10 protein-coding genes are annotated in these 14,574 nt (G+C 47.7%); 1 reads left to right on the top strand and 9 read right to left on the bottom strand.

Features of this window, described 5'->3' with window-relative positions; genetic code table 11:
* Positions 1 to 302: 302 nt before the first annotated feature.
* The 9 genes from QUA36_RS05875 to QUA36_RS05915 form a co-directional block, all read right to left on the bottom strand.
* Positions 303 to 821: a Ycf51 family protein gene (locus tag QUA36_RS05875; RefSeq protein ID WP_190663541.1), complete on the bottom strand. Its 519-nt coding sequence runs from the start codon at positions 819 to 821 to the stop codon at positions 303 to 305.
* A gap of 77 nt (positions 822 to 898) precedes the next feature.
* Positions 899 to 1,957 (bottom strand): adenylate/guanylate cyclase domain-containing protein, encoded by a 1,059-nt coding sequence (locus tag QUA36_RS05880; RefSeq protein ID WP_333163553.1) that lies wholly within the window; start codon positions 1,955 to 1,957, stop codon positions 899 to 901.
* Positions 1,954 to 2,328 carry a response regulator gene (locus QUA36_RS05885; RefSeq protein WP_015177895.1) on the bottom strand — a complete coding sequence of 125 codons (375 nt, stop codon included), beginning with the start codon at positions 2,326 to 2,328 and terminating at the stop codon, positions 1,954 to 1,956. Before QUA36_RS05885 ends, QUA36_RS05880 begins: the two co-directional genes overlap by 4 nt.
* Positions 2,321 to 6,052, bottom strand: a complete 3,732-nt coding sequence (locus tag QUA36_RS05890; protein ID WP_333456100.1) for a response regulator — start codon at positions 6,050 to 6,052, stop codon at positions 2,321 to 2,323. Before QUA36_RS05890 ends, QUA36_RS05885 begins: the two co-directional genes overlap by 8 nt.
* A gap of 296 nt (positions 6,053 to 6,348) precedes the next feature.
* Complete coding sequence (locus QUA36_RS05895) at positions 6,349 to 8,862, bottom strand: MASE1 domain-containing protein (RefSeq protein ID WP_333163557.1); 2,514 nt, start codon at positions 8,860 to 8,862, stop codon at positions 6,349 to 6,351.
* 572 nt (positions 8,863 to 9,434) lie between these two features.
* Positions 9,435 to 10,775, bottom strand: a complete 1,341-nt coding sequence (locus tag QUA36_RS05900; protein WP_333456102.1) for an ABC transporter substrate-binding protein — start codon at positions 10,773 to 10,775, stop codon at positions 9,435 to 9,437.
* 65 nt (positions 10,776 to 10,840) lie between these two features.
* Complete coding sequence (locus QUA36_RS05905) at positions 10,841 to 11,497, bottom strand: hypothetical protein (RefSeq protein WP_333456103.1); 657 nt, start codon at positions 11,495 to 11,497, stop codon at positions 10,841 to 10,843.
* Positions 11,498 to 11,581: 84 nt separating this feature from the next.
* Entirely contained in the window at positions 11,582 to 11,788 is a 207-nt protein-coding gene (locus QUA36_RS05910; protein WP_333456105.1) for a hypothetical protein, read from the bottom strand.
* A gap of 190 nt (positions 11,789 to 11,978) precedes the next feature.
* Positions 11,979 to 12,116, bottom strand: coding sequence for a hypothetical protein (locus QUA36_RS05915; RefSeq protein WP_333456107.1), 138 nt, complete (start codon positions 12,114 to 12,116; stop codon positions 11,979 to 11,981).
* A gap of 50 nt (positions 12,117 to 12,166) precedes the next feature.
* Here QUA36_RS05915 and QUA36_RS05920 point away from each other — a divergent pair, with 50 nt between their 5' ends.
* Positions 12,167 to 14,425 (top strand): tetratricopeptide repeat protein, encoded by a 2,259-nt coding sequence (locus QUA36_RS05920; protein WP_333456109.1) that lies wholly within the window; start codon positions 12,167 to 12,169, stop codon positions 14,423 to 14,425.
* Positions 14,426 to 14,574 lie beyond the last annotated feature (149 nt).

Here is a 14,574-nt window from a genome sequence, read left to right on the forward strand (position 1 = left end):
GCCGCTTTTATCAACAAGGTATGCGGGCTGCAACCCTTATACAGTCTATCTCGTAGACCTCTTTGTCACCCCCCCAGCTTCCGGGCAAATTGCAATAAATTCGTTAAAATTTAAATTAGGGTTTTGCGGTGCCAATCATGTTATTTAATTTGATCCCAACTTGACACTAAATTACTAAATAATTAATAATTATTAGGGTGCGCCGAAGATCACTTTTTTGATAATTCGTTGGTGGGGGCGGGTTTTTGAGATTGTCGGTTTTAGGCAATTTTTGTTTGTAAAACCCGCCCCTACAGCATTTATCAGGCTTGATATTTTTTCAGAATAGCAACTTTTTCGGGGAAGATTTCGATCGCCATTTTGTCATCATAACGAGTCGCGAGCGATCGCCTCACTTCGCCCAAAAACAGCGGCTGCGACAACCCAGGTTCAGGATGTACAACTGTACGAACCCGGATTGTCATGTAGTCTCTGCCCCGCCCAGAGCGCCCTGGAGAGTACAAATCCGCAGCCGCTTGCTGCATCGTTGCTTCTAATTGCGATTCGGTGATCGTAGGTGGCACAGTAACTACTGTTTGAGCGCCGCCAGTATCGTAAACTAAAGAATAGCGCACCGCACCAGGAATTTCTGTACGGGAAAACAGTCCCAAACCCAGACCGAATATACTGGCAGCAATTACTCCCATAAAGCTGGTCACTCCTACCAATCGGAAGCGAAAACCCCATTTGAAGATAAATGCTATAACTGTTAAAATAGCTAAAGCTACTGTCAGAATTCCCGCCCATTGGGCGTACATTAAAAGATTAGAATTTACGTTCATTTGATGATTAGTTGACTGTTGACTGTTGACTGTTGATATTAGTTACCAATGCCCAATGCCCAATGCCCAATGATTAATTAAGCGTTTCGGGACACAAGCAGATAAGTCATCATATCGCCTTTCCCCTTCACTGGAATCACGCCGCGCTCCTCAAAAACGTACTTACCCCGCAAGCGCTCGTAGGTAGCAACTGTCACCTGAATGCTGCCGGGGACGCCTTGAGATTCCATCCGGGAAGCTGTATTTACCGTATCTCCCCACAAATCGTAAGTAAATTTTTTAGTACCGATTACCCCAGCTTCCACCGGGCCTGTGTGGATGCCGATGCGGATGCTGAGCGGCTGACCTCCCTTGGTACGGATCTTAGTCATTGCTGCTTGAATTTCCAGCGCCATTTCGGCGATCGACTCGGCGTGATCCTCGCTGGGCGTCGGCAAACCGCCAACCACCATATAAGCATCGCCGATCGTCTTAATTTTCTCAAGTCCGTAGCGCTCGGCCAACTCGTCAAAAGCCGAAAAAATCTCGTTGAGCAACTCCACCAATTGGGCCGGCGATAAATGAGACGAAAGTTTAGTAAAACCGACCAAATCGGCAAACATCACTGTTACCTCGGCGAAACTGTCTGCGATCGTAATTTCCCCGTGTTTCAGGCGCTGTGCGATCGCCTTCGGTAAAATATTTAACAGCAAACGCTCGGACTTTTCCTTTTCCTGGGCCAACTCATGTAAATACGCCTGTTCCTTATCCCGCAGTCGCTTCTTTTCTAAACAAGCGCTAATCCGAGCCTTGAGCAATACCGGATTGAACGGTTTAGAAAGATAATCCTCCGCCCCCAACTCTATACACCGGACGATACTGTCGATATCGTCCACCGCCGAAATCATAATCACCGGGATGTAGCGCAAATTCTCGTCCGCCTTCAGACTCTCGAGCACCTGATAGCCGTTCATTTGCGGCATCATAATGTCTAGCAGAACCAAATCAAAAGGAACGCTTCGCAACATTTCCAGAGCTTGGAGACCATCTTCAGCAACAGTCACCAGATGGCCTTGACGCTGAAGTCGGCGGGCCAGCAAATCGCGGTTTACCTCATTGTCGTCAACAACCAGCACGCTGCCCTCGTCACCTTTCATGTCAGGGCCTCTTTCAGAAGAGTTTCAATTTTACCCAAAAGTCGGGGAAACTCGACCGGTTTAGTGTCATAGTCATTGCAGCCTGCAGCCAGACACTTTTCACGATCGCCCGCCATTGCGTGAGCCGTCAGCGCAATCACCGGAATCCTGCTAGTTTCAGGAGCCGCCTTAATTTGCTGCGTTGCTTGCCACCCGTCGAGAACCGGCAGACTCATATCCATCAAAATCAAATCTGGTACTTTCGCGAGCGCCATCGACACTCCCTCAGCACCGTCAACAGCAATAAAGACCTCGTGTCCCTTGCGGGCCAGACGCCTGGAAAGCATATCCCTGTTCATTTCGTTATCTTCGACCAACAGGATTTTAGCCATTGGTGTTCTCCTTGCCTTTCGAGTCGTACCTGCGATCGAACCTGTTATTGACTATAGAGCGAACATCGCGCAATAAACTATCGCAACTGTAGACTCCCTTTTGTAGCACCCGCTCGACGTAGCCGTTTAGCTGCTGGCTTTCGGCCGATGTCAAGTCTTTCCCCGTGATCACAACAATCGGTATAGGATCTCCCGAATGGGATTTGCGAAGTTCCCCGATCAACTCAAAACCATCCATTTCTGGCAACATCAAATCCAGTAATATCAGGTGCGGGCGAGCAACTTTTAGCCGATCGAGAGCAGCGCGTCCGCTGTCAGCTTCCGTTACTGCCCAGCCTTGTGTTTCTAGTACGCATCGCAGTATTTCGCGCGTGGCAACGTCGTCTTCCACAATTAGAATCTGACAAGTCAAATTGTTACTTGCAACGCCGTCTTGGTCGCGTCGGTACTTGTTCAACAAGGCAGCCAGCCGTTTGCCGTCCACTGGTTTGGTGAGGTAGTCCGAGGCACCCAATGCAAAGCCGAGGCTTTTGTTGCCCACAAAGGATAGCAGGATTACGGGAATTTCGGCAAGGTCAGGATCTGCCTTCAGCGCTGAGAGTACCGCCCAGCCGTCCATTCCGGGCATGATCACATCCAGGGTAATGGCGTCTGGCCGTAGTTGCTTAGCGAGCCGGAGAGCTTGCTCGCCACCACCGGCGACTTCTACGTGCAGTCCTTGGCGACTGAGGGCGCGCTGGATTAAATCCCGCGAGATCGGGTCGTCGTCCACTACCAGCACCGTGCCGACAGCGGGGGCGTCGGGAGGGCTAGTGCTGTCGTGGACTTTGTTGGGGATTTCCGGCTGTTTGATGGCTTTCGGCAAGAGCACGGTGAAAGTGGTGCCGGAGCCCAAGGCGCTGCTGACCTCAATGCTACCGCCCATCATCTGACAGAAGCGCTGGCTGATTGCTAGTCCCAAACCGGTGCCACCGTACTCGCGGGTAGTCGAGGCATCAGCTTGGGTGAAAGGTTGGAAAACTCGCTCCAATTGCTCTTGTGTCATGCCGATGCCGGTGTCGGCGACGCGGAAACTTAAAAATTCGGAGTTGGAAATTAAAATTTGGGAAGATTCCTCTTGATTTTTGATTTTTAATTGTTCATTTTTAATTCTTTCCACTCCGATCGCAATTCTCCCGTTTTGTGTGAACTTGGCAGCGTTGCTGAGCAAGTTAAGCAGCACTTGCCGCACTTTGGTCATGTCCGCGTGCATAGTGTCGAGGTTGTCTGGAAAGTACACTTCTAGGGTATTACCGTTTTTCTCGACCAGTGGCCGGGCCGTAGCAACAGCACTTTCAATTAAGGTATGGATGTCGAAGGTTTCTAAGTAGAGATCCATTCGACCTGCTTCAATTTTAGAGATATCTAGGATGTCGTCGATCATCGACAGCAGGTGTTTGCCGGCGCTGCAGATTTTTTCAAGGTCGGGGACGAAAGCTTCATCGCCCAATTCTTCGGCTTCTTCTTGGAGCATTTCGCTGTAGCCGATGATGGCATTGAGCGGCGTGCGAAGTTCGTGGCTCATGTTAGCGAGAAATGTGCTTTTTGCCCGGTTGGCTGATTCTGCTGCTTCTAGGGCCGACTGCAAGGCGGATTCTGCCTGTTTGCGATCGGTGATGTCTTGGGTTGTGCCTTCGTAGTACAAAACGCTGCCGCTTTCGTCGCAGATGCTGCGGGCGTTTTCGGAAATCCAGATCGTGCTGCCGTCTCGGCGGTATACTTGGGATTCAAATTTTGACACTTGGTGGCGCGCGCGCAATTGGGCCATAAACTCGGCACGCCGATTCGGGTCAACGTAAAATTGGCGGTTGATATCTGTGAGTTCGGCTAGCATTTGGGCACAGGATTCGTAGCCGTAAATCTCGGCTAGTGCGCGATTGGCGCTGAGGTAGCGCCCGTCTGAGGTGGTCTGGAATATGCCTTCGACTGCGTTTTCAAAGATGTTGCGGTATTTTGTTTCGGATTGTCTCAAGACTGCTTCTGCTCGCTTGCGATCTAGGGCATTGGCGAGCATTTCTCCTACCATTTTTAGCTGTGTGGATATTGTGGATATTTCGGTTGCTCGACCTGCTGTTTGCTTTAAGCCATCGAATCCGAGAAATCCTACTAGGTTTTTATTAGAAATTAGGGGAATAATTATCAGTGATTGGATATTGATTAGCGGTTTTTGGGATTCTAAATTATTGAGGGAAGCGCCAATCGAAGCTATTGAGGCGGTTGCTGTTTGATTGACTGTTTGGGATGCGAAGTCTGTCTGGAATTGGGCTGAATTTTGACAGAGAAAATAGGCAATTTCGGCGATTGCTGAGGGCAGGAGTTCGCCGATTTCTGGAATATAATAGAGGCATTCGGCGCGATCAAGTTTTTCTGCGATCCAAGGGATTTGTGCGATGTCTATTGGTTTGTCGGTGCTGTCTTTGACTGCAGGAATGCTTTCGCCACACCACTCGTAGGTTTTGTCGGCGCGGGTTTTGTCTTCTGATAACAGGTAGATGTAACTGCGGTCAAACCCGCTCAAGGTGGCTATCGCTTCCAGGGTTCGATCGATGCTTTGATCTATTTCTGATAAGGGCTGGCTGATAAAATCGGTTGACAAACGGGCAATCAACTGAGCTAATTCTACTCGATACTGCAAATATTGTTCTTGTTTTTTGAGTTTAGTAACGTCTCGAAAGCTCCAGACTCTACCGACTGTTTTCGCTCCGACTTTTGATGGCAACGAATTTAATTCCAGAATTTTTCCGTCTTTAAATTCTAATAATTCGCTGATTTGAGTATCTGAATCTGCCGACACTTTAATCACGTTTTCGAGAAATCTTTGCGGGTATTTTAATTGTTCCCTGTCGAAGGGTAATCCTGTTTTGAGCGTGTTTTTGAGTGTGCCGAAGGTCGATCGGCTCAACTTTCCTTGGCTGGCGGACAAACCCCACATCTCTAGAAATTTCTGATTATAATCACATATATTGCCGTTTCTGTCAACCGCCAGAATTCCTGCATCTGTAAATTTTAGAACTGCTTGCAGTATCGAGAGCGATTGCTTGTGTTCTCTAATGTCAAAAATGTCAAAAAACACCAAGACTGATATTTCGCTGCCCTCAACTGCGGGATGGAAAAAATAGGAAACTGGTAACATCTTGCCGTCGCGACACAAAAACTCGTCGTCCCAGTTGTTGCAAGGTTGACCGGAAGCGATCGCCTCTTGTAAATCTAGTGTAGGTGCGATCGGCCTATCTTCACTCTTGCTTGGGAACTGTTTCGGAGCCGTCAAAACTTGGGATTTGTTGCCTTTGTTTTGCTTCCCGATGCGCTCTAGCAGGGAAACGCCTGCAAGTTCCGACTCTTGCCACCCCAGCAAGCGTTCTGCTTCTGGATTCACCGAGATTACACAGCCCTTCGCGTCAAGGATACACAATCCCGCCCCCCAACTGTTGACACTCGCCCGCAGTCGATCGAATTGTGAAGCTGTTGGAGAGTCTTTAGGGGACTGGGGCGAGTCAGTTAAATCCTTGAGCGCCACTGTCTCCGAGTTCCAGCAATCCTGCTGCTGAAGTTCTTGCTGACTCTGAACTCCGTCATAGCTACAACTTACCTGCTCTAATAAAAGCTGCCACTGCTCAGCAGTGGGAGGGGGAGACTCGCCGACTAAACCGAGCTGTTCGAGTTGGCGCTGGAGGTGGGGGTGCATATTTTCTGGCGCTTTGTAGGCAACTTTCTACAGTATATCTTGTTAATTAATAATATTATATATACGCAGCTATACAGTTAGTCGAAAGCTACGGGATCAAGCAAATACTAGGTTTGATCGAAAAGCCTATTGAGCATCTCTGCTCTCCAAAAAACTTTAAACTGCGCTAATTATATCCTAACGGCTTTAATGATTTGGCTATATGTTTAAAATCTCGATACCTGCTAGCGAAAGAATCAGCGAATTGCGGAGGCTAATAAAACCGGAAACGCTCGAAAAGAAATGTCAATAAATTATTATTTATCAGAATTTTCGGTTGAAATTGAAAGGTCGGTGAAAATAGCTGGCAGCCGAATGATAAAAGTAGAACCTTTGTCCTCCTCGCTGAATGCGGTAATGTCTCCGCCCATCATTTCGCAGAATTTCTTAGTAATGGTCAGCCCCAAACCAGTGCCGCCGTACTTTTTAGTAGTGGAGGAATCGGCTTGGGTGAAAGGCTCAAAGATTCTGGCTAACTGTTCGGGACTCATGCCAATGCCGGTATCTTTGACCGTAAAAATGATCCAATCTTGAGCGGAAGATAAGAGAGATAAGCTATTTTCAGCTTGGCCACCTTCTCTATACGCTCCAAGTTTTTTGTCTTTCTTTGCAGAGTCGGCGGGGGTTTCGACGGATCGGGTAACGGCGAAGGTAATCGCGCCGGAGCAAGTAAATTTCGCGGCGTTGCTGAGGAGGTTGAGCAGAGACTGCCGGAGTTTAGTCAAGTCGGTCTGCATCGAGCCAATATTTTCGGGGCATTGTATTTCTACAATATTGCTATTTTTGTCCGCCAGCGGCGCGATCGTGGCAACTACTTCCTCAACCAGAGTTGGAATGGTGAAAGTTTCGACGTGCAAGTCGGTGTGGCCTGCTTCAATTTTGGTCAAGTCGAGAATATCTTTAATCAGCGCGAGTAGGTGCTGACCGGCCGTGTTAATTCTCTGGAGGTCGTCGATGAACTCTTCGGCACCAAGGTCTCGGGCGTCTTCTTGCAGGATCTCGCTGTAGCCAATGATGGCGTTGAGGGGGGTTCTGAGTTCGTGACTCATGTTGGCGAGAAAAATGCTTTTGGATCTATTTGCAGCTTCGGCGGCTAATGCGGCCCGGCGGAATTCTTCGGAACGCAAGCGTTCGGTGATGTCGGTGGTCATGATTAAAACGCACTGAGTGCTGCCGAGGTGGATGAGTTCCAATGACAGCAGCCAGTCGCGGACTTCGCCGGCTTTGGTGCAAATTTTGATTTCTTGGTTGCTGATCGAATTTTGTGATTGCAAAATCTGGGCGAGCCGCCCCCCGTCTTCTGAATTGACAAACATTCCTAAGTCGCTGGGAGTGCGGCCGAGAAATTCGTGCCGCAGCCACCCTAATGAGCGCAAAAAGCTTTCGTTGGCATCGAGGAAGCATCCATCCGTGAGGGTGCAGATGCTGATCCCGACTGGGGAGGCGTGAAAGGCCTTGGAAAATCTTTCTTCTGAAGAACGTAGGGCGGCTTCGGCTTGCTTTCTGTCTGTGATGTCTTGGACGGTGCTGGTGATGTAGAGGGAGGTGACGGCCGCTTGTTCGTAGACTGTGCGGTTGCTACCGTTGGGGAGTATGAGTCTGTAGTCGATGCTGTAAGGCTGTTGCTGAAATAAAGCGGCTTCGATCGAGGTTTTGACTAATTCTCTGTCTTCAGGGTGCACGTATTCCAAGAAGGCTTCAAGGCTGGGTTCAAAAGTTCCCGGTTCCTGTCCCAGGATGCGGTAAATTTCCTCTGACCACCGCAATTGCTGCGCGTTGCGGTCTAAGTCCCAGTTGCCTAGCTGGGCGATGCGCTGGGCGTTAGCGAGGCTGGCTTCGCTGGCGCGCAGGGAGGCTTCTGCTTGGTGGCGTTCGGCGACGGTGGCAGCTAAGACTAAGCCGGTGACGGCGATGACGGCGATGAAGGCTTGCAGGGATAACAGTGCTTGGGGGATACTGCTGGCGTGTTTGAGGAAGGGGCCGCTGCCTCGGGCTATGCCCCAGATGGCGAAGCCGCAGAGGATGAGGTTGGAGAGGGCGGTGTAGCGCTGACCGAATCGAAAGGCAGCCCAAACTACTAGGGGAAATGGTAAGTATTCGAGGGGATAGCGGGCGTAGGCGGCGCGGGTGCGGGAGCAAAAGACGAGCCAGCCGACTGCTAGTAGCAGCAGCAGCCAAATCGCTTGTTCAGCTATCTGTTTGCGATGGGTGGGGACTTTGGGCAATTGTTGCCACGTCAGTAGCAGCGGGGCGACGAGCAAAATTCCCATAGCGTCTCCCACCCACCAAGTCCCCCAAATCGTGCCAAAATCGCTCCAGCTAGATATACCACTCAGACATACGAGGATGCTGCCGATTGTGGAGCTGATCAGGGTAGATCCCAAGGCTGCTAGCCCGACTATTCCTAAAACGTCTTTGAGCCGATCGAGCCCGGCGCTAAAGTTAATGCCCTGGAGTAGATAAGTTCCCGTCCACGCTTGCAGGCTTCTGGCGCCTGCCGAGATCAATGCCGTGGCGATGTTGGCCGACGGTACGTTCATGCTGAACAGGAAGCCTCCGATCGCGATTCCCGGCCACAGTTGCCGCCCAAACAGCAGCAGGGCGACTTGGGCAATTCCTGCTGCTGGCCACATCGGGTAAATTTCTGAACTGAGGGTGAGGGTGGAAATGGCGAATTGCGACGCCCAATAGTAGACCAGGGCGATCGCGCCTACTGCGAGGAAGTACCGCCAGGAATGTCCTTTGATTGCATTAAGGAACTTTGTCTGCATGGTCGTTTGGGGAAAAGGTGGACGGTTGTTGGGGTCTCAGTAGGTGGCACGGGACAGGCAGAGGGTAGAGAAAATGTTTCTATTAAGTGATGGTAGGTCATGAGTGGTAGGTAGTGGGAGAAGCTTTTGAGCTAACTTTTTGTGGTGCCGTTGAGGGAGTGGTTTTTTTGTTCGATCAAATCTGCCCATGAATTTCGGGAGTATCGCTTTTTTGTAAATATATCTCTAATGGCTAAGCAATTGGTTTGGAAATTTTTGGTTTTTGTTAAAAATTTATTACCGAGCGACAGCGGGTGTCTTTTTGTGTCGGGCGATCGTAACTCTATTCACCCTAACATCTTGCACGATGCTCAATAATACCTAAAATACCTAAAATACCTAAAATACCAATAACAGCGACGTAAAATCTCTGCTTTTCGGTAAGTTTGGGGCAAGAAACACGGTTTCTGATTAGAATTGCAGGCTGTAGTGATTTTCACTAGATTTTTAACCAATCAATCGAGGCTTCAAGTCTTTCGCTCGAATACAGTCAAAGCGGATAATTTACAGCTAAAAAAAATATTTTTTATTGTCTATTTCTCTTTGGCTGTTGTAATATCTAAGGTTAGTGTCAAACGCTCTTGAGATTCTTGAAGGGCGTCTTGGGGGTTGCGGCCGAGAAGGGTTGCCTCTATGGCGCGACCGAGGTTTTCTGATAGGCGGGAGTAACCTGATATAATGGGTCGCGCTCTGGCTGAGTTCATTTGTTCTAAAAATACTCGCAAAACAGGGTTTTTTTCCACAAAGCTTTGATAAGCTTGGCTCTGTCTCGATTTTAAGTTAATGGGCAAGTAACCTGTTCCCAATGCCCATGCTGTTTGGAATTCTTCACCTATAACGTATTCTAAGAATACTAGGGCTGCTCGCTCTCGTTCTGGCGAGGTTTTCATTAAAAATATGTTTTCACCCCCTACGACGGCTGCGGGGCGTTTGAGCATCGGTAAAGGCATTGCTGCGTAGTCGATCGCGCTTTGCTGCAACTGTGCTAGCGTCCACGGCCCGGTGATTTGCATGGCGACTTTCCCGGCGATGAAATTGTCGAGTTCGTAACCGCGTTCGGGTGCTGACAATATTGCTGAACCTTCTTTTAACAAGTCGCTCCACAATTCTAAGGCGGCCTGAGAACCGGGATTATCTATTTGAGGTACAGGACTTTGAGGTATTTTGCCTTTGAGTTCGCCGCCTGCGCTGAACATGAATGGCAGCCAGGTAAATACTGTCCATTCTCCTTTGCCTAGGGGGAGCACTATGCCGTGTTGGTCTGTGCGGCCGTCTCCGTTGGTGTCTCGCGTGAGCGATCGGGCTACTTGCTTTAATTGCGCCCAATTCTGCGGCACTTCTTTGATTCCTGCTGCTGCAAATAAGCTGGGACGGTAAAATATGGCGACGTTGTTTGTGCCTAGGGGAACTGACCAAGTATGTCCGCCAAGTTCCATTGACTCGAAGAGTGCCGGGTCAATTTCGGCTTTCCGGGGCGATTTGTCGAGCCAGTTTTCTAAGGGTTCAATTGCGTCGAGTTCTGCTAGTTTTCCTGCAATTGAGGGGCCATTCCACAACAAATCAGGCGGTGCATTTCCAACTATTGCTGTTAGTATTTTTGGTAGTTGTTGGTCGGGCTGACCGATGTAAACTGGTTTGATTTGGATGTTGGGATGTGTTTGGTTGAATTTGTCTGTAAGGGTTTGAAATACGTCGCGATTTGGCGGAGGATTGATGCCGTGCCACAGTGTGAGTTCGATCGGCTCGCCGTTTTTTGAGACTGGGGTGGTACTGTTTTGACAGCCGCTTAATATTAGCAGATTTAAGGCAATTAAAATGCCGATCGCTAGTTGGAGTGGTCTTTTAATTGCTTTGGATAATTTGGATAATATCATTTTTTAGTTAGATTCAGGGAAGAAGACTTTTTTAACCGCAGATGAACGGGGATGGACGCCGATAGTTAGAGGTTGGTAAAACGAGCTAAATCTAGAAAATCTGCTGGTAGCGGATTTCTTTCTGCATCCGAGGTGTTTTGAAACAAAACGGTGGAAGCTCCAGCTCCTAGTCTATCTTGTGGCCACATCCGATAGCAAGGAATTTCGGTCAGGTGCGATCGATATTTTTCTAAATGACGAACAGTGACTGACTGAAATTCGGGTAATTTGCTTAACAGCCATTCGCTGACTTGTTCATTTTCTGCGGTTGAATAAGTGCAGGTCATGTATGCAAGATAACCTTGGGGCGCTACAATTTTAGCAGAATTGGCTAAAATTATTTTTTGGCGGTTGGTATTGCTGTTGATGGTGACATGATGAAAGCAGCCGGGTGCTTTGTCTCCTTTTGCTAAAAGTGATTGACCAGTACAAGGAGCATCTACTATTACTAAATTAGCCGTTTGTGGCATCTTTTCGGCAAGTATTTTTGAATCGACGTTGGCGGCGGATGGTAGAATTTGGCAGCGTCTTAAATTAGAGATCAGCATTCCCATGTGTTTGCCTATGGCTTCGTTGCACAACAGCAATTCTGGGTTTAATGTTTTCCAGGCAAATATACTTTTTCCTCCGGGGGCGGCGCACATATCTAAGATTAGTTTGATGGGCAGGGGTATTGTTAACAATGTGGAGGCAGCGAAGATTGAGGAAAAGTCGAGACCGTAGTAATGTCCTGCTTGATGTAACGAATGTTTTCCCGGCTGGGATTCTCATGCCAGTCTATCTACAAATTCCGGTTGCCAAGCAACGGGAATTTCGACAGGAAATGGGTTTTCTGCTGGTTTTGGTTGCAGCCACAAGATGGCAGGATTAAAAGCTTGGGGATTGGTGACGGCATGAATAAACTTTTCTTGTTCGGCGGTGTCGGCAAATAAGCTGCGGCTGAGTTTAAGCAGGAGATTCGACGGCTTTTCCATGTTCGAGGAGATATGATCGCAATTTTGACAACTTTACCACCTATAGATTGTAGGCGATCGTCCTTCGGAACACCCCTCTCTCACTTTAATCAAGCAGTCCTAGGGTGCGTCGCCATTAAAAATCCTAAAGAGGGGTGGGGGGGTTTTGATCGTTTGTCGATGGGTAGCAAATATGTGGATGAACCCGCCCCTACATGATAAAATTATTGGTATAATCTTCCATAAAATCCGTAGGGACGGGTTCACCGCTCAATTGTGCCACCCACCAATCATCTGAATAAACCCGCCCCCACCCCAGCAACAGCCCCAAATAACGCTTAGATTCCATCCATATCTGGTTGATCAAACCTTAACCATACAAAATAGGAGCAATTTTTTATGACGAAATCATTACCAGGAAAAAAAAGTGTTTTGGTTCAGATTAAAAATGATGCTAATGCGAAACTTTTTTCGACCGAATATCAAGCAGATATTCAAGCTGGAGCCGCCCTCTCTATTGCTAATATCAATGCAGACACTGCGCTCTCTATTGCCAAGATTAATTCAGAAAACGCTAACAAACAAATAAAACTACAAGAAAATATTTCTATTCTCCAAGCCTTGCAACATCAAGCCACCCTTGATGTCACAAGGGAAGAAGGCGAATTAAACCGAGATTTACAGCAATACCTCGCAGAAATGAATAGTGCTTGTCAACGCAATGAAGGTATGCTAAACCGCGAGTTACAATATAAATTAGCGGATTTAAATTGGGCTTTTCAAGCCAATGAAGGCCAACTAAACCGCGAACACAGCGCCCAACTAGAAGTATTGCGCGCCGAATTGCAAAAATTTTGCCTCGCTGAACAGCGTCAGCTCCAACTAGAATTAAAACAGTTAGATGCTCTCTTAGCACGAGAGATTGCTCAGGCAAATCGCGAAACAGCAATTGCCACCATTGTCAAACAAAAAAACTTAGAAAATTCCCCAATTTTCGTCACCGCCGAAAACATTATTGCCAACATCAACCCTGAAGATACACCCATTTTACGAGTTTTCTTATCACCACCAGTCTTGACTCACGATGCTGCTAAACCAAATCAAAACTTTCCGGTATCTGAGGAATTTTTAAGCAATTATCTGCGAAACTTCCTAGACAAGTATATCACCGAGGGCCGGCCAGTGCAATTTATGGGCGGTTATTGGCGGAGTAATGTTTTTCGGGAAGAAGCGGCGGCGGAAAACTTATTTGCAGGTTTGCGGGTAATTCCCACACTCATTTTAGACTCATCCGCCACGCCCGATGACTTTTATTTGCGCTTTGGCTTTTGGCATATTAATTTCAAAAAATATCGTTACCAAACCCCAATTCATCAATTACCTTGGGTTGAGGTATTGTATGATTTTGCCAAACAACGGGCTGTGAATTGGCAAGGGAAACGACAAGCGTATATTGACTCTGGTAAGCCTGTGGCTGATTTTGATAGCCGTTATGGTGAGGAAACAGTTCAAGGCTATCAGCAAAATTTACGAATTTCGGAAATTGAACGCCGTGCCCTAGAGGAAGGAGAAGATTTAAGCGAAATTCATCGCCCTTATCATTTGCACAAAAATGATTACAATGATTTGGCCGAATTTATGGGGATATTCCATGCTTTAATCGCCGGGTTAATTGTTGATGAATATTGTCTGATATTTCTGCCTCCAAACGAGCAAAAAACACCTTTGCTGCCGCAGTTACTCCCGGAAATGTTGGCAAAAATGCCCGCAGAGGAACAGGAGACTGTCATAGAAATTGCAGTGGGTTATTATCAGGCATTATATGACAACTTGGCTGAAGAACAGTCGGCATTAATTCCTGATTTGCGTTTGGATTTAGCTGTATCTCTGTTGAGTTTGGCTGACAAGCAGTGGGCCGCAGCACAGTTATATTTGTCTGTCCAATATTGGTTAAAACTGCATGGTTTGCCGATTCCAGAACAAAGTCAGTTATTAAATGCTTTGGCTGCGGCTTTAACCATTGATGATGTGCCCTATTTAACCAAGCTAAATCAATGTTTGCAAGGTTTGGGGGCGGATTTACAACTAAGCGCGATCGAGTCTTGTTGGCAACGGGGTTTACAACGGGCAAATAATGGGGAATATTCCTCGGCAATTACAGATTTTTATCAAGTTTTACAGTTAGATAGTTCTCGCTTAGACGCGAATATTCAGCGCGGTTTGGCTTATTATCAAGTTGGCGATTATGAGGGCGCTATCGCAGATTTTGACCTGGTACTGCGATTAAATCCTAATGATGCTCATACTTACCATCATCGCGGGTTAGTTTATCATAAATTAGGACAGTTAGAACAGGCAGTTGAAGATTTTAATCGCGCTTTGCAAATTGATCCGAGTTTACCGGGTGTACTCCATATTCGCGATGTGGCTTTGGGTACATTAGAGGAGAGAAAACGGGAAGCAGAAGCGAAACGTCAACGCGAGGACGAAGAAAAAAGGGCGCGTCAACGCCGGGAAGCAGAAGCAATAGAACGTCAACGTAAACCAGCAGCCACGCAACCTGTGCAGGAGGAGTTTGGAGCTAACGACGGGGTGTCTTGCCTGGGTCTACTCTTCGTTGCTTTTTTGCTCTATTGCACTTTCTCTCAAGGGCATTAGCACTTTAAAAATTTAAGGAGTGATAGCAAACCGGGTTAAATAGACATAATTTCGGTAGGGGCTGGTTCACCGAAATATTTGCCACCAATCGACAAATTATCAAACCCGCCCCCACCCCACCGAGATGTTAAATAATTGATGGAATTTAA

The organism is Microcoleus sp. Pol10D4 (assembly GCF_036701555.1).
GTDB lineage: Bacteria > Cyanobacteriota > Cyanobacteriia > Cyanobacteriales > Microcoleaceae > Microcoleus.